Origin of the sequence: Niabella agricola (genome assembly GCF_021538615.1) — a bacterium.
In the GTDB taxonomy this organism is placed as follows: Bacteria; Bacteroidota; Bacteroidia; order Chitinophagales; family Chitinophagaceae; genus Niabella; species Niabella agricola.
Window position 1 is genome coordinate 38396 of the sequence record NZ_JAJHIZ010000003.1, and the last position, 22650, is coordinate 61045.

The following is a 22650-nucleotide window of genomic DNA, read 5'->3' on the forward strand; positions in this document are numbered from 1 at the left end:
AACGCGAAGCATTCGCAACGATCATCGCCGGCTATCCTGTTATACGATCAGGAGTGCAGTATATTATTTCCTGTGAATTTTTGGAACAGCGATTCGCTGCGCTTTATAAATGCCGGAATGCCCGCTAAAATAATATGCGGTGAAACAGGCAACGGCGAAATAAAGGATGTTTTCACCTCCAAACAGCTCCACGCCCATTACCATACAGGCAATGGGTGTATTAGTGGCAGCCGCAAATACGGCGATAAATCCAAGCCCGGCAAAAAGATCAGCGGGTGCACCGGCTAAAACCGCCAACGTATTTCCCAAAGCAGCACCGATAAAGAATAAGGGCGTTACCTCTCCGCCTTTAAAACCGGCACTGAGTGTAACCGCAGTAAACAACAACTTCCATAACCAGCTCCAGGTATCTACACCACCGGTAGTAAACGCACTTACAATACTGTTGTGCCCGTTTGGATTGACCACCCCCAATCCGAGGTAATCAAAATTACCCAGCAGATAACAACCTCCGATAATAAGCAGGCCGCCGGCCACGGGAATCAGCCATTTCACCGGTATCAGTTTTACCCAAAACTGTTTCAGCAAGTGGGTGCAGCGGGCAAACGCCATACCGGCCAACCCGAAAGCAATTCCCGCTCCAATCACTTTTAACAACAAGGACAGATCGAAAGAAAAACCGCCGGGGACCCAGGTAGCAACAGATTGAATCATTTTAGCACTAATGGCGTAGTGCGTATGATGAATGCCGTAACTGCTGCAAACAATATGGGCCAGCACGGCAGAGATCAAACAGGGTATCAGCGCGTGATATTTCATGCGACCGATAAACAGGACCTCCATGGCAAACAATGCACCTGCCACGGGGGTACCAAATACGGCCCCGAAGCCCGCAGCCATTCCGCACATCAGCAGCATACTACGGTCTTCTTTTTTTAGCTGGTACCATTTTGCAAAAAGATCCGCAATACTGCCGCCCATCTGCACAGCAGTGCCTTCCCGGCCTGCCGAGCCTCCGAACAAATGCGTAACGATCGTGCCGGCCAGCACCAGCGGGGTCATACGGGTGGGCACCCCTCCTCCCGGTTCATGGATTTCGTCCATAACCAGGTTATTACCGGCTTCCGCATCTTTACCGAAGTAGTGATACAATGCCCAAATAAAAATACCCGCCAGGGGCAGCAAAAAAAGCAGCCACAGATGCTGCCAACGGGTATGGGTAGCCCAATCCAGCAGCCATAAAAACAAAGCAACCAATGATCCTATAACAAATGAAAGGGGTACAAGCCGGATGGTCCAGTGTGCCAACTGGTAAAAGATTTTTCCCTGCTCCGTTTTAAATTGATACATCCTACAAATAGGTTAATGGTGTAATAAAATATTACTATTTGCAGGCGCCATCAGATCCCGCGCAAGGCGTGAACGGTTGGTTCAGGAAGACACCATTTCCTGTTTTGTATGGTACAAAGATACGGGTTACCAGCATTCTTCGGGGAATGTAAAATAACCAATAAGAAATATTAAATATAAAAGGGAGGGAATTTGAAAATGTGGAAATGAAGATGCCGGTGCTCCTCTGTGAATTTTCTTCCAATCTGCATTTATAGGGAATTGCGTATAAAACAGCCTGGATCATGCGGGGATGGCGCCAATCCTTAAATATTGAACGTTCAACCGGAAAGCACATTAGGCATGAAACGAAACCCCACCCGAAACCTATTCCGTAGCCGCCACCGCTTCCTGTCCGTACATCTGGTCTTTATATTTCAGGGAAGGAGAAGGGATAAAGGGTCCGATCCCCAGCGATTCCCATTTTTCATCCACGGTTTGAATCGTGGTATCATCGGCTACAATTATATTGGGCCAATCGCGCTGAAAATTATCAAATGCCCTGGTCTTGATGGTACCATCCAACCCCATACAGCTATACCCTTCTTTTGAAGTGGGCGCCAACAGGTGGTCCCGTACGGGATCCAGGTTATTGCAAAAACGCCAGAGCGCCAGTGCCAGATCGGAAGCAGGCACGGTGTGTTCCACGTACAGGATCATTTTTATATACTCCATCCCCGGCAGGGCCGCAATTTCCTGGTGCAGTGCTTTTATATGTCCCTTCCGGTTTTTTTTCACGGAAATAATCAAGCAGGGGATCTGTTCTTTTGGCAGTGCATCATTCACACCGGTGATCTCGCTAAACCGGCCCGTAAGAAGGGCTGCATAGTTTGTTGCCACATCTGTAGCCAGCACCGTATAGCCATCCTGGGTTTCCTCTTCAAACTTCAGCGTACCATCGATGCACATCTTTCCGCCAAAGCCCATTTTGCTGCAACTGTGATCCAGTACATCCATTGGTCCCTGGCTGAACGACAGGTCGGTTGCGGGATTCAGATTCTTAAAGATCTCCCGGGCACAGGCTTTATAATCACCCAACTTCAGCGCACTTCCGTCAGCGGTTTGCGATACCAGCACAAGGATTTTATTAAACATCATTTGTCCCGCTCCCCACATGGCATTCATTACTTTCTGCCCCTGCCCGGCGTAGTCCTTGTGGATCTTTGTAATCACAAGATTATGGAATACACCTTCCACGGGCATTTCCATATCCTCTATCTCCGGAACCAGCGTCATTTTGATGGGTGCCAGGAAAATGCGTTCCGTAGCCTTCCCCAGCCAGGCATCTTCCTGGGGTGGAATGCCCACGATCGTTGCCGGGTATACCGGGTTCTTTTTATGGGTAATAGCAGTAATATGAAATTTGGGATACCAATCCGGAAGTGAATAATAACCGGTATGGTCACCAAAGGGACCTTCCCAAAGCAGGTCATCGGCCGGGTCCACATAGCCTTCAATCACAAAATCAGCATCAGCCGGCACTTCAATTTCCGGTTGCGTGATGCATTTTACCAGCTCTACTTTTTTCTTTCGAAGAAAGCCGGCCAGCATGTATTCATCCACATTTTCAGGTAACGGCGCCGTAGCCGAATAGGCATAAACGGGGTCTCCACCCAATGCTACGGCTACCGGCATTTTTTTATTCAGCTTTTTGTATTCGTTGAAATGTTTTGCCGACACCTTGTGCTTATGCCAGTGCATGGCCGTAAGCTGCGGTCCGAAGACCTGCATCCGGTACATCCCTACATTCCGGATATGATTATTGGGGTCCTTGGTGTTGATAATGGGCAGGGTAATGAACGGCCCGCCGTCCTGCGGCCAGCAGGTGATCACCGGAAGCCTGGTAATATCCGGATTATCGGTAATGACCACTTCCTGACAGGCACCCCTTCCCTTTTTTACTTTCGGCATCCAGGAGGCAAAAGCACTGAGTTTGGGCAATAACTTCAGCTTATCGATAAGGCCTTCCTTGGGGGCCGCTAATAACTTAAACAAATTTTCAATATCGCGGGCCACATCATCCAGCTCATTTACACCCAATGCCAGGCACATCCGCTTTTCGCTGCCATAGGCATTCATGAGTACGGGGAAATCATAACCGGTATTTTCGAAAAGAATGGCGTTGCCGCCACCCGGTTCCTTACTCATCCGGTCCGTGATCTCCGCCATTTCCAGTTTCGGATTCACATAAGTTTTAATGCGTACCAGTTCACCGGCTTTTTCGATCGCTTCAATAAATTCCTGTTGATTTTTATACGACATTTCAGATTTGAGATTTGAGATTTGAGATTTGAGACTTCAGATTTCAGATTCGTTCCGGAGACATGACCCTCCAGCCCTGTGCAGTGTACCTTACTTTTCAAACAATCCCTTATAGGCTATCCCCAGTCCGGGTTCGTTGCTATAAATGAGTTTTCCGTAATCGAATCCCAACCCGGTTGCAACATCCTCTTCCAGCAGCAGGGGCCCGTCTACATCCACATGATCAATAAAGGGGGCCAGGTGCGCGATGGCGGCTGAACCTACCGTGCTTTCATTCATACAGCCCATCATGATCTTTAACCCCTGCTTACGGGCCTGCTGAATCATGCGCAGGGCCGGGGTAATGCCACTGCATTTGGTGAGCTTTATATTGATGCCATGAAAATGCCCCACACATTTTTCCACATCCTGTTCGAAAACGCAGGACTCATCTGCATACAGGGGCAGCAAAGATTTTTCATACAATACTTTCATTCCCTTCCAATTATCCTTGGCCAGGGGTTGTTCTACATACTCCACGCCCAGCGCTTCCAGTTCGGGGATCAGTTTTAATGCTGTATCCAGGTCCCAGCCTGCGTTTGCATCCACGCGCAACGGCACATCTGTTGCTGCACGTAAGGCCCTTACAATGGCCAGGTCGTCTGCAGTACCCACTTTTACCTTGTATACCGGCCATGGACGTTCTTTAAGCTTTGCCACCATTTTATCAACCGTATCAATCCCGATGGTAAAATCCGTTAACGGGCTATCGGCCGGGTCGCCTTTCAGAAGCTGGTATAATGGTTTCCCGCTCATGCGTGCCCATATATCCCAGGCGGCCATATCCAGTGCACAAACAAGAAAGGGGTTATTGGGCAACAGGTGATGCAGAAAATGCCAGTACCGGTCCGGTTCTGTAAATGCAAACCGCTCGATCATCGCTTTTTTTGCCTCCAGATCCCGGATCATATCCTCTACCGTAATGTGATAATAGGTAATGGCCGGGGCTTCACCATATCCCCTGATGCCGAAATGCTCCAGTTCAACGATCAATGTGGGCTGGTGCGTTTTTGTCCCTTTGGATATGGTAAAGGGATGTCTGAATTTTAAATTAAACGGATAATATTGACACTTCACCTTTCTTTAACCGGTATCCCCCGGCCGGGTTTTGGCAAATGTAAGACAAAGGAAGGGAATCGCTGCTGCTTGCGATGAACGTATCGGCGGCCTCCTCCTTAAGAAGCGCTGTTTCCCCGGCGGGAATGCTGCGGAGCGGTTCGGGCATTACGATCTGCGCAGCAGCGCCACAGGAAAACGAAGCGGTACCCAGGCCGGCGGATCCAAATTTTACAGCCTGAAAGAAATCAGCTGAATCAAAGGAAAACCGCTGCATTTTTCGTAAATTTAAGGGAGCAAAAACGGCGGATTATGAAAAAGCTATTGGTTGTTACCGATTTTTCTGACGCAGCCGGCCATGCAGTAGATTATGCCTGCAACCTGGTCAACCGGTTAAACGCAACCCATTTTTTTATACTGAATACCTACGAGAGCGTACCCATTTACGACTCAGGAGAGGCCGGCTCTCTTGCTTTGAGTATGCAGGAGGCGGATGCATTGGAGGCCGGGAGGCAGGAAGAGTTGCAGCTGCTTAAAGAACGGGTCCGGAATCAGCTGAAGCACCCGGCTACGCTTAACACGATGGTGGTAAATGATGCCCTGGCCCAGGCCGTGAACCAGGTTTGTGCAGATGAGGATATCGATCTTGTGATTATGGGGTTTAAGCCTAAGGATGAATGGGAGACCTTATTAGTGGGTGATAATGTGCAGCGGGGTGTAGACAAGATCCGCTATCCGGTATTACTGGTACCTCAATATGCCCCTATTACCATTCCGGATAACATTGTACTGGCCTCCGACTTCAGAGCTCCGCTCAGCAAATCCGTCCGTACAAGGCTGCATACATTCCTGAACCGGTTAAATGCCCGGGTAACGGCGGTGCACCGTTGCCTCAAAAATGAACTGAACGAAAAAGAAAACCAGCTGGCCCGTGAACTGCAGCTCGAATTGCAAAACTATCATTTCCGGCTGCATGTAGCCAACAACGAGGAAGATCTGCCTACAGTTGTGAATGATTTTGCAAAAAAAGACCATGCATCGCTGATCATCTCCATCCATAAAATGCGGAGTTTTCTTTCCGGTCTGTTTCACAAAAGCGTAACAAAAAACCTGGCCTGGCGCAGTGAAGTACCGGTGTTGGTGTTACATATGGAATAGGTTTGTTTCAGGTTTCAGGCGTGCCCGCCGCGGCAGGTTGGATCTACTTTTAGGCTTCATGTAAGACGTCAGATATTAGACGCTGGATGTTAGATCGTGTACGTTTTTAAACTTGATGTACTTCACTTCTTCCTACCCACTATTCCCGATTGCCTGCGGGTTACGGGGAAACAGGTCGCCCACTACGGGGCTTTATTCCGCCCCTATTCTGTGTTACCCATATAAAGCCCTTACAGGGCCACAGCGACAAATAACCCTGTCGCAAAATTGAAGTCCACTAGCAGATTTATCCCGTTTTATGCCAGGTGTATTTTTAAAAGGTTAACGTTCAAAGTTGGATCTTTCTACACTCGATGATCCATTCACTGTTCACTATTGACTGTTTAAAGTTTCAGGCGTGCCCGCCGCGGCAGGTTGGATCTACTTTTAGGCTTCATGTAAGACGTTAGATATTAGACGCTGGATGTTAGATCGTGTACGTTTTTATGCTTGATGTGCTTCACTTCTTCCTACACGCTATTCCCGATTGCCTGCGGGTTACGGGAAAACAGGTCGCCCACTACGGGGCTTTATTCCGCTCCTATTCTGTGTTACCCATATAAAGCCCTTACAGGGCCACAGCGACAAATAACCCCTGTCGCAAAATTGAAGTCCAACTAGCAGATTTATCCCGTTTTATGCCAGGTGTATTTTTAAAAGGTTAACGTTCAAAGTTGGATCTTTCTACACTCGATGATCCATTCACTGTTCACTATTGACTGTTTAAAGTTTCAGGCGTGCCCGCCGCGGCGGTTGGATCTACTTTTAGGCTTCATGCAAGACGTTAGATATTAGACGCTGGATGTTAGGTAGTGTACGTTTTTATGCTTGATGTGCTTCACTTCTTCCTGCTTACTATTCGCCTTTTCCTAATTATCTTCAGATACCGACCGGAGGAAAGGCCATAGAGCAGGAACGGGATCTTTATTTTCACATTTCCACATTTTCAAATCAAATTCTCGATCCTCTTACATTTAATATTCTTTATAGGTTATTCTAAATTTCTGCAGGCGCCTCGTCATCCGGCAGCACTTCCAGTTCCGCCAGGTATTTTTCCGGGATCTGTTTACTGGTTTTGGCTTCGAGGCTTTTGATCCGCTCAAATCGGCCGATAATGGTATGCCCTTTTTTGGTGCCGGCGCTTAAATGATTCATGGCATCCCGGTGCGCTTTAGAGGCCAGTGAAAGCGCGTGCTCCACACGGTCCATTTCGTCCAGGAAAAGCACAAACTTATTATACAGCTCCCCGCATTGGCGGAAGATCTCCTCCACATTCTTTACCTGGTTTTCCTTCTGCCATAGCAACCGAACGACTTTCAGGGTTGCCACCAGTGTGGTTGGCGTAATGAGGACCACTTTTCTTTTTAATGCCTGGTTGAAAAGTTCGGGATTCTGATTCAGCGCCAGGGTCAGCGCCGATTCAACCGGCATAAAAAGGAATACATAATCCGGTGTATTCAATCCTGCCAGCGACTGGTAATTTTTATCTGCAAGCCGTTCGATGTGTTCGGTAATACTGCGGGTATGTTGCCGGAGGTATTCCTGCTTGGCAGGCAGATCACCTGCATTGAAATAGTTTACATACGCCGTGAGGGAAACTTTACTGTCAATAACAATGTGTTTGCTGTTGGGAAGCCGGAGAACAAAATCCGGTCGCCGGATCTGTTCGTCGGCACCATCCCGGTATACTTCCTCCCTGGTATAATCAATATACTTTTGAAGGCCCTCCGTTTCCAGGATCATATTCAACCGGTCTTCTCCCCAGTTGCCCTGCATTTTCACTTCTGCCTTCAGCGCGGTGGCTAAACTTCGGGCTTCATCTCCCAGTTGCAGGTTTAATTTCTGCAGCAGTTCGATCTCTTTTTTCAATGAGGTGAACTCCTGGATATCTTCCTTCCGGGTAGCTTCCACTTTTTCGCGAAACTGGTCCAGGTTTGCCTTTAGCGGCTCCAGGATGGCGCTCAGCTCTTTTTTATTGGCCTCTGTAAATGTTCTCTTTTTTTCTTCCAGCACATCGGTTGCCAGTGTTTTAAACTGCTCTTTTGAAAGCTGGTGCAGTTTTTCCAGTTCCGCGGCAAATAGGTCCATCTTTTCCCTGAGCGCCGCCTCCTTTTCCCTGGCGCCCGCCAGCTCGTTGTTCAACTGCAGGATTTTTTGGTCGCGCTCCTCCACTGCTGCTTTTGAAAATTTTTGTTCGGAAGCCCTGGTCAGATCCAGGATCTCTTTTTGCTGCTGTAATACCGCCCACTTTTCATCCTTTAAGGCTTCCTGCAGAATACGTATATTTTCCTGCAGCAGTTCCCCGGTTTCGCGGGAAATATATTGTTGCTGTATTTCTTCCCGCGAAAGACGGGCTGCGTTAGACTGCTCCAGCGCACTGATTTTTTTTTGTAATTCGTCGGCAACCGACCGCGGTATAAAAGCCGCCGTCAATAATTTCCGGGCCAGCAGATAGCCGGCGCCGGCACCGATGATGATTCCAAGAAGTAGGTATAAACTTTCCATAGTCAGATCCGTTCTGTTAAATAAAGCCCGTCCTATAAATTCAACTGCAAAAGTTCAGCTTTTTTTTGAGATTCCGGCATCAAAAAGCAAATTTGCCTTCCGGTTTACATGAGTATGTTATTCACAGGAACGATCGGTTCCGGCAGGTTTTCTTCTCCCAGCATCTCCCGGAGATCTATCTCGATGGTGCGGCTCATAGAGGTCATCGGGATATCATTTGCACCACCCTCGAATGGGTTCTCTGTGCTCTCCCCTACCTGTTCCAGCACCAGGAAGATCCAGCCCACCAATACACTGAAAGGAATGGCCAGCCACACAAAACCTGGCCCCAGTTTTGAAAATTCGCTGATAAACCCCAGGGGCAGCAATAAGGTGAGCAGGTATACAAAATACAGGTTGATACTGGCAAACTGCCGGGGGTAGGGAAAATTTTTGATCCGCTCGCATTTGCCCTGCTGGTCATAAAGATCTTTCAACAGCCGCTCCATCTCCACATAATTCAGATCGCTGATGCTTCCTGCTTCATTCAACTGCCTTAACTGTGCCGACTGAGCGGCGATCAGCTGCGTGGCACGATTCTTCTTTTTTAAAATGGCGTTGCATTCTGATTCGCTTAAATAAGGCTGTAGCAGCTCCTTCAGTTGGGTGTCCCATTCCGGTACCTGGTAGTGCTTTAAATAACGCCGGTTATAGCTTTTGGTTTTTATATGCTCCCAGCCACGCGTCTCCCGCAGCTGGAAGCGCAGTGCGGCCAGCCAGGCAAAATGCCGGTACAGCAGTGTTTTTCGCAGGCCCATCTCTGTCGTATCCTCTGTTCTTACAAAGTCCATTACCATGATGCCCCAGGTCCGGCTGCAGTTAATGATCGCACCCCATATCTGCCTTGCCTCCCAAAGGCGGTTATAGGTTTGGGTATTACGAAACCCGGCCACAAAGGCAGCCGCCGTACCCACAAGGGCTACCGGTACCCAGGGCACGGCCAGCCATTTCCAACCGGTGCCGTAATAGATCGCCGTAGGAATGCTGCTGACCAGCAGCATAAAACCGATCTTTGACCAGGTCCAGGGAATAAATTCGCTCAACTTATAATGTGTTCCCGTATGCATCTTTTGGGTTTTACTTGTATTGATTTTTACTTTATGGCGTTAAGATTTCAATGGATGACGCAGCCAGATGATAATCAGGTTCAGCAGCAGGAAGGGCATTTCAATCAGCGCTCCCCTGATGTTATGAGTGGTCAGCTGTATGCAGGCTACAAGCAATATGCCTGCGGCCATCAGAAAATTGCCCCAGATAAATGTTTTTGGAAAAAGTATCAGCAGGGCTGCAAATATAGTGATACAGCCATTGATCTTTACCCCTGTTGGGCCTAAGCCTCCTTTACCAAACAGTTCGAGCATTTCCGGCTTACCGGAAAACATGGCATAGCCCTGCTTTAGCCCCATGAATACGGCAGTTAGTATCAGGATCGTGTTAATAATTTTTAGTGTCATAATCTGTTATTGAATGCATGGCCAAAGACCATCCTTGTCTAAATTACAATAATAGTTTTAAAACCCCGTGTATTCAATATTACGTCCCGGCATCTTCACCCCGCCGGTTTGTTTTACTGGTTCGCACCAACGCTTACATTGATGCAGACCGGCCCGGCACCGGCTCCCCGTGGAGGCGATTCAATAAATTCATCGTCCGTTTTATCGTATCTTTTTTCGTTTACCCGCAAAAGATCATATCTTCCGCTTTTAAAGGTCTCCTTTGGTTTAAACAGCAAACCTGCTTGATGAACGAAATCAAAAAACGTACCGGCGCCCGGTCAGTAAAAGATATTCCCCCTTCGATCCTGGAGCAACTTAATACCGGGAAAATCGCTACCGTTAATCTTACAGAATGGCTGGCTGTTGATCAAAAACTATTGTTCCGGAATCTGCTGCAACAACTGGACCGTGCAAACTACATCCAGCCGGTGATGAACGCTATCGGGCAGCTAAAAAGACAGACCGTCAATACCATCAACGAAACCATCGGCTCCGGGCTTCTAACACTTATCATTAAAAACAAGGACCATGAACTCCGGCAATTGTTAAGTGCCCATCCTGCGGATATGGTGCGTTGCTGGGCGGCCTATATGATCGGCAACGACCCCGGCCCGGATACCGGTCAGCTGTTACACCAGATACGGCCCTTTGCGGCCGACGGGCATTTTGGAGTACGCGAAATTGCATGGATGGCGGTAAGGCCCGGCATCACAAACAACCTGAAGGAAAGTATAAAGATCCTTTCGGAATGGGTACGGGACAACGATGCGAATGTCCGGCGCTTTGCAAGCGAAGCAACACGCCCGCGCGGTGTGTGGTGCGCGCATATCACAACATTGAAGCAGATGCCCCAACAGGGTTTGCCCATCCTTGAACCATTAATGGCCGACTGCTCGCGATATGTGCAGGACAGTGTGGGCAACTGGCTGAACGATGCAGGCAAAACACAACCTGGTTTTGTAACCGATCTCTGCAACCGGTGGAATACAATCAGCCCCACAAAGGCAACAACCTATATAACAAAGAAAGCACTGCGCAATATTGTGTAAAAAGAGGAATCGAAAATCCCGGGGTCGCATAAAATAAAGGAGCAGGCCCTATATGATGTCTCCTGTTGCGGCCTGCTCCTTTCCAAAGGTAAATACTCCCTGCTATCGCGTTGTATATCCCCCGTTTGCAAAAATGGTTTGCCCGGTGATCCACCAGCCTTCGGTTACAAGGAATTCCACCAGCGGTGCAATGTCTTTGATATCTGTTAACCCTCCCAGGGCAGAAGCCGATTTATGATAGGCTACGGCATCTGGTGTTTCCTGGCCATAGAAGAAAGGCGTATCCATCGGCCCCGGTGCAACAGCGGTAACCGAAATCCCCCGTCCGCCGAACTCTTTTGAGGCCATACGGGTAAAATGCTCTACCGGCGCCTTAGCGCCTGCATAAGTGGAATACAACCCGGTATAGGCTGCGAGTAACGAGGTAACAATGGTACAGATCTTCCCATGATCATTCAGCTTTTTCCCCGCTTCCTGGATGAAGAAGTAGGCCACTTTGGAGTTGATGTTAAACATGGTGTCATACTCCGCCTCCGTGGTATCCACAAAGGGCTTTTTCAATACCATGCCTACAGTGTTGATGGCGATATCGATGCCGCCGAAGCGCGCAATCGCTTCGTCGAAAAGCCGGGTAATATTTTCCACTTTTGTCAGGTCCGCCTGAAACAGAAACGCTTCGGCTCCCGCTGCCTGTACTGCGGCCAGCGTTTCTTCACTATCGGCTTTTGATGCTTCACTGTTATAATGGATGGCCAGCTTTGCTCCCTGGGCTGCAAAGTCACGGCTCAGCAATCCGCCCAGGTTCTTGCCGCCCCCGGCGATCAATACCACTTTTCCTTTTAGATCTTTTTGTGTCATACGGTTGTTTTTTATTAAAAATTATTCAACAACCAAAGATCAGCCAGGCGGCCCGATGTATTATGGTGAACTTTTCGGTTTTTTCATGGGATCCTGCGCCCGGTAGGCACCAGGAGTCATCCCGGTAAATTTCCGGAAGAATTTGGAGAAATTGGAGGGATCATAGGTCAGCTTCAGCGCGATGGCAGCAACCGGCCAGTCCGTATCCCGGAGCATCTGCCGGGCACGGTCTATAATTTTCAGATCGTAAAAATAGCAGGGATGATGACCGGTGGTCTTCTGAACCGTATCGGTAAGGTGCTGATGCGAAATAAAAAGCCGCGGGGCAATTTCGGCCAGTTGCATCATTTCTGTAGCATGCCCGCTCACGATATCGTCCAGGTGCTGATCCAGGAACTGCAGATAGCGGTCGGTAATTTCGTCGCCGCGTTTAACGGCCTCGTCTTTTTTATCCATATCGGTATTCATCAAACTGCATTAAAAACGTTTCATTACAGATTTTAGTATGCCTGCAGCAGGTTTATCCCATTTTTATACTGTTTGAACCCATTTTTATACAATACCGGGTTGCTTGTTTTATATTGCTTTTAAAAACAGGTCCATGCGTATAAAGTTCATTTTAATGTTGCTGCTTGTTGCCACGCTTTCCTGCGGAGGCAGCAACAACACCCGTATTTCTGTAAATGATCAAGACGGTGAGCTCCGTATCCGGGTTTATATCCGAAAAGGCTGGCACAATGTAGTGAATTACGATCAGCGCTTCCCCAGTGCCGGGCTGAATAAGGAGCAGCGGGACCGCCTGGTCAGTCATATCGTGGATTCGCTGAAACAGCAATAAACAGGAATATCAGAGCCCCATCCAACGAAAAAAAGTGTCTTTATAATGCGTGCCGATCGGAACCTCCCTTTTTCCGATAAGAATCCGGTTGCCTTCAATCCCGGAGATCTTTCGTTTATTGATGATATAGGAACGGTGTACGCGGGCAAATAAAGACTCCGGCAACATGTTTTCGAGCAGTTTTAAATGAAGGCCGGCCAACAGGGTTTTATCCTGCAGAAAGATCTTTGTGAAGTCGCGCTGCGCTTCAAAATAAAGCAGTTCCTCAAAGTTCAGCCGGATATGCCGGTTGTCAATTTTCAGGAATAAGTGATCCGATACCAGGGGTACCGCACCCGATGCCTGTTCCTGAATCGTAACTACCGGGCTCGCTAACACTTCCTGTGCCTTTACGATTGCCTGTGTAAAGCGTTCAAAGGTGATCGGTTTCAGCAGGTAGTCGGCCACCTTAAGGTCGAATCCTTCCACGGCATAATGGGAGTAAGCGGTTGTAAGAATCACTACCGGCGGACATTTGAGGGAACGCAATAATTCCAGGCCGCTGATGCCGGGCATCTGGATATCGAGGAACATGACCTGGATCTCAAGTTCCTGTATGGCCTGCCATGCTTCTGCTGCGTTGATGCATTCCCGCTGCATTTTCCAGTTGGGCAACCGGCTCAGGTGCTGCGCCAGGATATTTCTTGCCAGGGGCTCATCATCTACTACGATACAATGAATCATAGGCATTTTGAATTTCGATCACCACAGTGTAAATATTTTTTTCGTTATGGATCACAAATGTATGGTTCCCTCCGTAATAATACTGCAACCGCCTGCGTATATTATCATGTCCGATACCGCCACTTTCCGGATGGGGTTTGCTCCCCACTGTGTTGGCTACAGAGATATAGAGATAACCCTTGCGCAGAACCAGTTGCATCCAGATCCAGCTATCGGCTTCGGGACTGTCCGGACAAAACTTGAACGCATTTTCCAGAACGGGCATCAGCAACAGCGGCGGAAAGAACAGGGAAGGATCATCGGCTTCAAACGTAAAATTCACCAATGCATGATTCAGCCTTATTTTTTCCAGCTCCATATAATCCTGCAGCATCCGGATCTCCCTGCCGAGCGTATGGTCATCCGTATCCGGATAAAGCGAGTAACGCAGGAAACTGGCCAGCTGTGCCACTGTAGCGGCCGACCGTTTGCGGTCGTCATGCAGGATCAGGCCATAGATATTGTTAAGCGTATTGAAAAGAAAGTGCGGAGCGATCTGGGAGCGGAGAAAATGCAACTCCAGTTCTTTGTTTTCCTTTTCCAGTTTAACGGTGGTTAACCGTTGCTGAAAATAGGCCATAGCTATTTTTATGCCGATGGGTATGGCAAGCTGCACCATTAGCTGATAGAGGAACCCCAGACTGATCAGCCGCGTAAGAGCGATACCCAACAGCCCCCGGTGCAGATAATTGTAATAATCCGGTTGTTTTATGCGCAGTTGCTCCCAGCAGGCGGAACATACATTCAGAATGCGGATCTCCCAGTATGCATCCATAAAAACAAATACTCCGAACAATAGCAAGGACCAGAAGATACCCTGCCGGTATTTTTTTCGGGCAAAGAAACGAGGAATGATCCAGTACATCAACGGGTAAAAAACCAGGGCAGCGCCAGCTATGAGGCGTAACGGATTTAAAAACATGGCCGGTGCGATCTTAAGGCCTGGCACCGAAACCAGTCCGTAATAAAACTGCAGCAGGTAAAAGGCCATCCAGAAAAGCATATGCCGTAATACCCGCCTTGTTGTTTTTAAATGCTGTTGCTGTAATGGACCGGCTTTCATCCGGTAAAATTCGCGATTAAAGCGTAGCGGTCAAATTTTATCGACCAACTGGGCTTCACCGGCAACAAACGGGCTGCAGGCCGGAACAAATCGTTGTAAAAAGGTCATATTCCGTTGGTCTGCTGTAATCCGAAGCTGGCAGCCATTTGTTGTTCACCGGTCGATTTCATTTTTCTACCCGCTATTATCCATTCTACTTTACAGAAAAATACAATTATGTTTACTTTTTTAAGAGCCGCATATGAAAACCTCGCGCAAACAGGATCCTTTGTAGAAAGTTCTTCCCGGCTGGCGGGTCGTATGACCCGGTTCGTTGACTTCGGCCAGCCCATGCAAATAGTGGAGCTGGGAGCCGGCACGGGAAGCATTACCCGTCATTTGCTGAATCAGATGCATGCGGGCTCCCGGCTTACATCATTCGAAATTAACCCGCAGCTTTTTTATAAATTGAGCACCTTACAATGCCAGCAATTTGTGGCCGTCAATGATGATGTATGCCGGATGCAACGGTATGTTTGTAATGGCAGCGCTGATTATGTCATTTCCGGCCTGCCGCTTGCCAACCTGAATATCCGGACAAAAGAGCAGATTCTCGGCGCTGTAAAATCTATATTAAAGCCCGGGGGGTTCTATATCCAGTTTCAATATTCGCTGAATGACAGAGCGCTGCTGCGGCGCAATTTTCCACTGATGCAGCTGGGCTTTGAGCCCATTAATATTCCCCCGGCTTTTATTTACTATGCGCAGAAACAATAAAGTACCGGAACGAAAGATCCGGAAATGGCTTCGCATCCTGTGGGTGCTATTGATTACCGGCGGCGTGCTTTTTTACCTGTGCAACCGGCAATATTTTACACAGGAAGCCATCGCTGCATACCTGTTTCAACACCGGCAGCAGGCCTGGCTGTTGTATTTTGGGCTCTGTATCCTGAGAGGAATATTTCTGCTGCCCTCCACCCCATTTCTTTTCGCGGGCATCCTTATCTTCAAAGATAGTCCCCTGATGTTGTTTGGCGTATTTATGCTGAGCATTTGGGTAGTCGCCGCCTTTATTTACTATGCAGCGGGTTACCTGCGTTTTTCCGGTTTACAGGAGGCACCCAAACTACAGCGCATTCAGCAGGGCTTGCAGCATAAGCAGGGATTTTGGCTGATCCTGGGTTGGGCCTTTATGCCGTTTACGCCTACAGACCTGGTTTGTTATGCAGCGGGATTGTTGCGCATCCGGTTCTGGCATTTTATACTGCCACTGTTGCTGGGCGAAGCGGTGATTTGTGCGCTTTATATTATGAACGGGAGGCTGATCTTTTCCTGAGCACCGGTGCCCCGTATGTGGAAACCCAAAGAAATTGAAAGAAGAACCGGCCCGCTTATGACACAAGGAACCCATGCCGGTAATCGCAGCCATATAAAACTGCTGCCCCCTGCTCTTTTGCGTCATTGCGTGCGGTCATACAGCCGCTCACACCGCCCGCTTCGCCACCGGCCTTGCTTTCATCCACCGCCTCCCTTTTTGTTTCTGAAAGAGCCGGGCAACCGGTTGGGGGGCCGCTGGTTTTTGATCCGCTGCCGGCCGGGGGGCAGGAATCAGCGGTATTACGGCTGCTGACTCCGGTTGAACAGCTGTCTCCGGCCGGAGGGTAGCTGCCTCCTGCAGCAATTCGGAACGGTTTGCTTCATAGGCCAACCGGTATTGCGCAGCCTGTTCCAGCGCGTGGAGGACTTCACCCAGATCAAATTGTATCATCGCCAGTGCCGGCAGCCGATCTTCCAGGCGCAGCTCCAACTGCTGAATGCGACCGGTTGCCAGAGTGATACGGCAGCGGCATTCCCGAGCACGGCGTCCGTCTGTCATACTTGTTAATGCTGTGTGCAGCCGGGATAACTCCCATTGCAGTTTACCGATTTCATCCCTCGTTTTGGAAATCACTTGCCGATGGGCTTCTACCCGGTCTTCGAGCCGGTGTTGCTTAGCCGTAAGTTTCCGGGTTACTGCAGATAGCTTTTGGAGGGCTGCATCGCATTGGGCGACGGTTAACAGCCGCGGTATTTCATCAATGGCCATAACATTTCATTTTAGGTTAAACAATACAATAAATATACATTTTTTTTAATCCAAAAACAACCAAATTTTGTTAAAAGCAACTGCCTGTTGCGGCCAACAACAGGTATCCAAACACAAAAAAACCCGGAACTGACTTTAGAAAAAGCCGGAGCCGGGCTTGATAACGAATTGCTTGTTTTAATAATGTAAAGTAAAAAAGAATCCCGGGGTCAGCATTCAATTGGCTTACCCGTTTTATAAACAAAATGATCATAAACGATTCCGGACCGCCCCCCGCTGCCTACCTGCTGATATTACCGGGTTTTTAGCTCCAGGTGCATCAGTTGCTGATTGCGGATAATGGTAACCGGAAGATGCCCCTTCCAGTTACCGGAGCTGTATGCGTCCAAAAGATCTTTCAGGTTCTTTACGGACTTTCCGTCTGCACTGCGGATCACATCTTTTTCCTGCAGGCCGGACCGGGCCAGCAGGCTTTTATCTCCAACAGCCATCACCACCACTCCGGATTCATCAGGTAACCCATAGGCCGAGCGGTCGCCCAGACCTTCAACGGACTTGATCTTACCGCCCAGGAAATCGGCTATTGCCATAGCCGTACCTGCATCCCCGGTGTTTATTTCAGGAAAGGAAGGTTGCTGTGCGATCCTTTTCAAGGCGGGACGCTGTACACCAAACTTCATGGGAAAATTGGCAAAGCCGGTCTTCAATGCCGGCGATCCCGGGGCAACCGTATAGTTGCCCTGCGCGGCATTCCGGAACAGGGGATCTCCAAAAAGGCTGTGCTTATCGGTGCCGTTGCGTTGCGCCAGCTCCAGGGCTGTTGCATCAGGAAACAGGTTGGAATCAACAGCAAGTCCCCAGTATTTGATCTGTATAGGGAAGTACTTCTTCATTACAATATTACGCCGGAATACATCCCCGCTGTTCCGAAACCATACATGCGGATGAAAGGAATTATTCACCATGATGTTGTTTTCCACAATCCGGTAAAAGCCTTCTCTTAATTTGATTCCACCGTTCAGACAAACATTGTTGTAAATATGATAATTGGAAGACCCGTCATCGAGGTCGATATCCCAGCCATGATCACAGCGGAACCGGTTGTTCCGAATAACAGTCTGCGCACGGGCATCCAGCAGGATCAGCTCCGGATGCAGCGCTACAATGCTGTCCATGTAGCGGCGGTTTGCGGCCCAGTACCGGTCTCTGCCCCATGAATTAAAGGCCCCGTGATCGCCCGTTTCCAGTACGGTATTGAATACATCATTGTGCTCCAGCAGGTGCCCGCCAAATGCACCGTCGCCGATATTAAGGCCGGCGCGGGGCGTATTGTAAATGCTGTTATAACGTACCGTGATGGCAGCCGCCATTTCTATTTGTACACCGGTTGCCTGTTTTTCAATCCGCCCCAGGTCGTGCAACAGGTTATCCGATACCACACATTGCTGCGGATAATTCCCGGTAAGTGGTCCGGGCCTTTGATCCAGCTGATCATAGGGTACATAATCCTCATACCGGAACGAAGGCGAGCGCAGGGCTTTGGCATCCCCGATAAAGCTAACAGCATTGGCACCGATCCATGAAATATGACAGCCGCTGATGGTATCCCTTTTATTATAATTGCTGACCATGATCGCATTGCCACCAAGCCCCGTAAAATTGCAGTTTTTGATAATACAGTCTTCGGTGCCCTCCATCAACACCGCTCCCCCCCGGTAGATCGTCCAGTCGCTGCGCACCAGGGGTTCACGGGTTTCCATAAAACTACGTTCATTGTGTAAAAAATCCAAGCCTTCCAGGCGTACCCGGCGCAGGGGCTCTTCACGCGTGCCTTTTAATACGATGCTGTTCTTTAAGGCAGCCACTACGACGGCGGCCGCCTGTAACCGAAGGTCTTTGGGCGGATAGTAATACAATTCATTTTTTGAACGATCCAGGAACCATTCCCCGGGCGCATCCAGCTCTTCAACAATATTTTCTACAAACCGGTACTGCGGATGCATGGAGGCCGGACGGTTGTTCTGCCATCCGCCTTCCAACTCCAGGCTGCCGTCCTGCTTTACCCCGCTGATCCGGTAATGGAAGCCACCCCATTCATGCGCATGCAGGGCATGTACATATCCGCCAACAGGATTCTTCCACTGCCGGATCTTTTCCATACTGATCGCATCGGCACTGGTACCCTGAAACACCCGGGCAGCGCTGTCGTAATTGGGATAACGCGCCAATACCTGCAAGCGGTTATTGACATAGAGTTGTTCAAATACAGTACCGCCAGGCACGGTGGCCTTATAGATCCCATTGCCACAGGCTTCCCAGCGAAGCTGCAAAGGCTTTCCAGCACTGATGGTTACCGGCTCGTTGTGATAGCCGGTAATGGTAAGCGAAGCCGCCTCAAATGTAGCGGCGTCAATGGTAACGGTTTTATCCAGGTAATAAACACCTTCCCGGAGGAAAATGGTGATGGCATCTTTTCCCGCAGCCGCAACGGACAGGGCTTTTTCAAGGCTCCTGAGCGGGGCATGCAGCGTACCAGCATTCCGGTCGTTCCCGGTAGTAGCTACAAAGATCTTTGTTTGGGCAAACGCGGTCTGCAGCAGCCCCTGCAGTATGAGCAGTAAAAGGACTGCAGTTCTTTTTCTATGCATATGGTTCCCTGTTGTTACCTGCTATTGGTTTTAGAAATGAATCTTTCTTTTGAATGCGTACAGCCCAGAAGCCTTGTTTAAGCATTCATTATTCAGCAATGAAAGCATGTGTGTTCCATTGATCCGAATTCAACCCGGAGTCCTGTTGGCAGATTGATCATCCGGTGATTTTATGGATGCCGGTTACAATACGTTCTTTAATTTTATTACCAGTAATTCTCCAGGCAGTTCTCCCGGCTTAAACCCGGAAAGATCGATCCAGCAGTCTTTACCAGCATTCTTTACCTTAACTTCCTTATTATTGGCCAGCACTACGGCTGTCGTATTTGCCGGTACATTCAGGTCTTTGATCCGTAACCTGGGCTGGTAATCGGGCAGCATGCAGTACAGGTCGCGGCCCTTACGGGTAAAGAATAATTCAATATGTGCTGTATCTTTTTTGGGTGCTACCAGTGCTGCTGCACTATAACCCGCCATATAGCTTTTACCGCTTTTACCGGGAATGATTCCGGCGCTCCATTGCACCGGCCGGCTATACGCCTGCGTGCCATAGATCGCATCGCCGTTTACCTTTAACCAGTTGCCCATAGCGGTCAGCCGCTGCTGCATAATCACAGGTATCCGGCCGTCTGCTGTTGGCCCGATATCCAGCAACAGGTTTCCGCCCCTGGAAACGATGTCAACCAGCATCAGGATCAGCTCGCGTTCCGTTTTATAATCAGTTAATTTTTCGTTCCGGTTATAGCCATAGGAATGCCCGATGCCCTGGCTTTCTTCCCATACCCGACTGGCATCCATACCGCCGCCATATTCGGAAGTAGTATAGGTAGCCCCGGTATTCCGCTCGCGGGTATTGCTGCCCCAGCGGTCGTTTACCACAACATCTTTTGCAACCGGAGACTCGTTAAACAACCAGGCCAGGAGCTCCGGACTATGCCAGGCCGTATCCGGCAGGTCCCATTCGCCATCGGCAAAAATGAGCGATGGCTGGTATTTATTTACAAGATCTTTTAACTGTGGCAGCATATGCTCAGTTACATATCGCTTGCGATCCTTTTGCCAAAGCGGGTTATACCATTCGTACAGCGAATAATAGTAGCCCATTTTTAACCCGGCACCTTTTACCGCGCTGGTCAGATCTCCCAGCAGGTCGCGACGAGGCGTTCCGGTTACGGCGTTCCAGGAACGGCCCCAGCTGCGGTCGGCCTCCGCGCTGTTCCAAAGGCAGTATCCTTCATGATGTTTTGAAGTAAGCACCACATAACGGGCACCCGATGCTTTGAAAACATCGGCCCATTGCACAGGGTTAAACAGTTCCGCTTTAAACATCGGTTCAAAACGGGGGTAGTCAAAATCTGCCCCATAATTTTTAGTATGAAAGGGCATGAAGTTCTTGTTCTTTTCAGCCAGCCGGTACCAATACCATTCGGCATAGCTTTCCCCGCTATTGGGGATGACCGGCGCATAGGACGGCACGGCATACAGGCCCCAGTGAATAAAAATGCCGAATTTGTCTTGCCCGAACCACTCGGGTATCTTGCGGGTATTGAGCGAAGCCCAGTTTGGTTGATATGTCTGGGCAGCAATCGTGTAGCTTGCCAGAATCAGGCAAAAGAGCAGATACTTTTTTTTCACGTTCGTTTTGAATTTTTATGTTTATGAAGGTTTCTATAAATGTTTTTTTCCGCCTGAACATTTTTATCACGGCCCTCAAACGGTTTGTCCCTCCTGTATCCATTTACGGTAACCGGCAGGCGTTGTATGCTGAATCTGTTTAAAAAATTTATGAAAATTCGCCGTTGTATTATACCCGCATTCGTAGCAGATGGCGGAAATCGAATGTGTTTCATCCTGTAACAGTTCACAGGCATAACCGATCCGCAGTTCATTCAGGAAGCGGGTAAAGGGTTTATTGGTGCGGCTTTTAAAAAAACGACAGAATGAATTGGTGGTCATATGACAGAGATCCGCAACTTCCTTGAGCGAAATATCCCTCTTAAAGTTCTTTAACAGGTGCTGGTACACCGTAAAAATGCGCCCCGCATCCTTTTCATCGTAGCGGTTATTATACAAAACGGTGGCCAGGGCACTGAACTCTGCCGAAGCGGTAAGCAGATCGATTACCCTCAGGAAACTGATGATCTTTTCAATGCCTTCTGCTTCCGTGATTTTTGACAGCAATTTCACAGCCTTTTTACGGGTTTCACCGTGAAAAAGCATGCCTCTCCGCGATTTCTGGATCATTTGCCTGAACCGGTCGAGCGTGGCCGTTTCGTCTGTTAAATGGGAAAGAAAATCCGGATCAAAATAAATAGTGGTGGACTTTACAAAATCCAGTTCCGCATCGCTTCTCCAGATATGCGGCAGGTTGGGTGCCATCAGCACCAGGTCGTTTTTTTTGAAATTGGAAACCGAATCGCCTATGATCCGCGTGCCGAATCCTTCCTCCACCCATACCAGTTCGCATAAATGATGAAAATGAAACGGACCGTCAAACCTCGATTTGACTGTTTTTTTTACCTGGATCTTCCCGGCTTTTGAAAATATGATATCAACAAACTGTGGCTTCACGTTTCCAATAAATAATCAACTGCAAAATATCCGGAATGGCAACCTGGCTGCAACCGTTGTACCGGCATCGGATCCGCCATCCCTTACTCACCCATTTTTACAAAATTCGTTTCTCAAAAGTAGGCCTTCAACACGGTCCCGCCATACTTTTTCTTATCCGGTATATAAACTATTTTACCCTCATTCATCAAATGCATTACCCCAAAAATAGAGCTATCCAAATAAAAAAGCAGAAAGCCGGTGCATCCGTAACGGTTGCTTATCTTTCAGCCTGAAATCATCCGGTTTTCAAAATGAATGTAATATGAAAAAAATCCTTCTCCCTGTTGTTATAACAGCCTTGTTCATCTTTGGTGCCTGCAACAGCAGGAGACCGGCCCAAACAGAGACGGGCGCAGAAAATAACGAGCTTCCAGACGGAGCGGCAATTCCATTTACCAGGGCGACGCATTATTTCGTACGCAATGATTTCAGGGAAGGTCAACTGGAGGATTCCCGGATTACCACCAAGGCTCGCTTTGATTCGATTTTTGGAACGGCGGCTACAATGGGGCGCGACGGACAGCCCACCCCGATCGATTTTACAAAGCAGGACGTGATTGCTGTGATTGATTCTGTATCGGACAATGCGGTTTCGTATGAAAACCTTTCGCTTCGGAAAGACGGCGGCTACCTGGCGCTGTCATACGACCTAACCAAGGGTGCAAAACAATCGTTTAGCACCCGTCCTTTTTTATTACTGGTTATCGATAAAAAATATAAACAAACGGTTATTCCTGTTATAAAGAAATAACCGTTCGCCTATTGTTATTT

At 48.7% G+C, this 22650-nt stretch carries 21 protein-coding genes and 1 riboswitch; of the genes, 6 read left to right on the forward strand and 15 right to left on the reverse strand.

What is annotated here, in order from left to right:
* Positions 1-63: 63 nt before the first annotated feature.
* From LL912_RS05560 to LL912_RS05575, 4 genes are all read right to left on the reverse strand, one after another.
* Positions 64-1350: a voltage-gated chloride channel family protein gene (locus tag LL912_RS05560; RefSeq protein WP_235552585.1), complete on the reverse strand. Its 1287-nt coding sequence runs from the start codon at positions 1348-1350 to the stop codon at positions 64-66.
* 34 nt (positions 1351-1384) lie between these two features.
* Positions 1385-1459: riboswitch (Fluoride riboswitch) on the reverse strand.
* A 257-nt stretch (positions 1460-1716) separates the two neighbouring features.
* A complete protein-coding gene (locus LL912_RS05565; RefSeq protein ID WP_235552586.1) occupies positions 1717-3651 on the reverse strand; it encodes a menaquinone biosynthesis decarboxylase in 1935 nt (644 codons plus the stop codon).
* 90 nt (positions 3652-3741) lie between these two features.
* A complete protein-coding gene (locus LL912_RS26065; protein WP_319941327.1) occupies positions 3742-4767 on the reverse strand; it encodes a dipeptide epimerase in 1026 nt (341 codons plus the stop codon).
* Positions 4742-5023, reverse strand: a complete 282-nt coding sequence (locus LL912_RS05575) for a hypothetical protein (RefSeq protein WP_235552588.1) — start codon at positions 5021-5023, stop codon at positions 4742-4744. Before LL912_RS05575 ends, LL912_RS26065 begins: the two co-directional genes overlap by 26 nt.
* 35 nt (positions 5024-5058) lie before the next feature.
* Between LL912_RS05575 and LL912_RS05580 the strand changes: the two genes are divergently transcribed.
* The gene (locus tag LL912_RS05580; protein WP_235552589.1) at positions 5059-5904 is read left to right on the forward strand and encodes a universal stress protein; all 846 of its coding nucleotides are present in this window, start codon (positions 5059-5061) and stop codon (positions 5902-5904) included.
* 1035 nt (positions 5905-6939) lie between these two features.
* Here LL912_RS05580 and rmuC read toward each other — a convergent pair.
* From rmuC to LL912_RS05595, 3 genes are all read right to left on the reverse strand, one after another.
* The gene (gene rmuC, locus LL912_RS05585) at positions 6940-8448 is read right to left on the reverse strand and encodes a DNA recombination protein RmuC (RefSeq protein ID WP_235552590.1); all 1509 of its coding nucleotides are present in this window, start codon (positions 8446-8448) and stop codon (positions 6940-6942) included.
* A 104-nt stretch (positions 8449-8552) separates the two neighbouring features.
* On the reverse strand, positions 8553-9554 hold the full coding sequence (locus LL912_RS05590) for a bestrophin family protein (RefSeq protein WP_235552591.1): 1002 nt from the start codon (positions 9552-9554) through the stop codon (positions 8553-8555).
* A gap of 39 nt (positions 9555-9593) precedes the next feature.
* Positions 9594-9941, reverse strand: a complete 348-nt coding sequence (locus LL912_RS05595; protein WP_235552592.1) for a hypothetical protein — start codon at positions 9939-9941, stop codon at positions 9594-9596.
* A 287-nt stretch (positions 9942-10228) separates the two neighbouring features.
* Between LL912_RS05595 and LL912_RS05600 the strand changes: the two genes are divergently transcribed.
* Complete coding sequence (locus tag LL912_RS05600) at positions 10229-11032, forward strand: DNA alkylation repair protein (protein ID WP_235552593.1); 804 nt, start codon at positions 10229-10231, stop codon at positions 11030-11032.
* Positions 11033-11134: 102 nt separating this feature from the next.
* Here the strand turns inward: LL912_RS05600 and LL912_RS05605 are convergent, their stop codons facing one another.
* The gene (locus tag LL912_RS05605; RefSeq protein WP_235552594.1) at positions 11135-11890 is read right to left on the reverse strand and encodes an SDR family oxidoreductase; all 756 of its coding nucleotides are present in this window, start codon (positions 11888-11890) and stop codon (positions 11135-11137) included.
* Between the two features lie 60 nt (positions 11891-11950).
* The gene (locus LL912_RS05610; RefSeq protein ID WP_235552595.1) at positions 11951-12358 is read right to left on the reverse strand and encodes a helix-turn-helix domain-containing protein; all 408 of its coding nucleotides are present in this window, start codon (positions 12356-12358) and stop codon (positions 11951-11953) included.
* A gap of 133 nt (positions 12359-12491) precedes the next feature.
* Between LL912_RS05610 and LL912_RS05615 the strand changes: the two genes are divergently transcribed.
* Positions 12492-12728 (forward strand): hypothetical protein, encoded by a 237-nt coding sequence (locus LL912_RS05615; RefSeq protein WP_235552596.1) that lies wholly within the window; start codon positions 12492-12494, stop codon positions 12726-12728.
* Positions 12729-12737: 9 nt separating this feature from the next.
* On the opposite strand, the gene LL912_RS05620 is transcribed toward LL912_RS05615, so the two are convergent.
* Positions 12738-13451: a LytR/AlgR family response regulator transcription factor gene (locus LL912_RS05620; protein WP_235552597.1), complete on the reverse strand. Its 714-nt coding sequence runs from the start codon at positions 13449-13451 to the stop codon at positions 12738-12740.
* A complete protein-coding gene (locus LL912_RS05625) occupies positions 13426-14553 on the reverse strand; it encodes a sensor histidine kinase (protein WP_235552598.1) in 1128 nt (375 codons plus the stop codon). Before LL912_RS05625 ends, LL912_RS05620 begins: the two co-directional genes overlap by 26 nt.
* A gap of 216 nt (positions 14554-14769) precedes the next feature.
* Between LL912_RS05625 and LL912_RS05630 the strand changes: the two genes are divergently transcribed.
* Together LL912_RS05630 and LL912_RS05635 are read left to right on the forward strand one after the other, a co-directional pair.
* Positions 14770-15309: a class I SAM-dependent methyltransferase gene (locus LL912_RS05630; RefSeq protein ID WP_235552599.1), complete on the forward strand. Its 540-nt coding sequence runs from the start codon at positions 14770-14772 to the stop codon at positions 15307-15309.
* On the forward strand, positions 15293-15868 hold the full coding sequence (locus LL912_RS05635; RefSeq protein ID WP_235552600.1) for a TVP38/TMEM64 family protein: 576 nt from the start codon (positions 15293-15295) through the stop codon (positions 15866-15868). The genes LL912_RS05630 and LL912_RS05635 overlap by 17 nt, the downstream gene beginning before the upstream one ends.
* Positions 15869-16015: 147 nt before the next feature.
* On the opposite strand, the gene LL912_RS05640 is transcribed toward LL912_RS05635, so the two are convergent.
* The 4 genes from LL912_RS05640 to LL912_RS26070 form a co-directional block, all read right to left on the reverse strand.
* Entirely contained in the window at positions 16016-16618 is a 603-nt protein-coding gene (locus LL912_RS05640) for a magnesium transporter CorA family protein (RefSeq protein ID WP_235552601.1), read from the reverse strand.
* A 293-nt stretch (positions 16619-16911) separates the two neighbouring features.
* Complete coding sequence (locus LL912_RS05645) at positions 16912-19266, reverse strand: PDZ domain-containing protein (protein WP_235552602.1); 2355 nt, start codon at positions 19264-19266, stop codon at positions 16912-16914.
* A 183-nt stretch (positions 19267-19449) separates the two neighbouring features.
* Positions 19450-20901 (reverse strand): alpha-L-fucosidase, encoded by a 1452-nt coding sequence (locus LL912_RS05650; protein ID WP_235552603.1) that lies wholly within the window; start codon positions 20899-20901, stop codon positions 19450-19452.
* Positions 20902-20976: 75 nt separating this feature from the next.
* Positions 20977-21837 (reverse strand): AraC family transcriptional regulator, encoded by an 861-nt coding sequence (locus LL912_RS26070; RefSeq protein ID WP_235552604.1) that lies wholly within the window; start codon positions 21835-21837, stop codon positions 20977-20979.
* 304 nt (positions 21838-22141) lie between these two features.
* On the opposite strand from LL912_RS26070, the gene LL912_RS05660 reads away from it, so the two are divergent.
* Entirely contained in the window at positions 22142-22630 is a 489-nt protein-coding gene (locus tag LL912_RS05660; protein ID WP_235552605.1) for a hypothetical protein, read from the forward strand.
* Positions 22631-22650 lie beyond the last annotated feature (20 nt).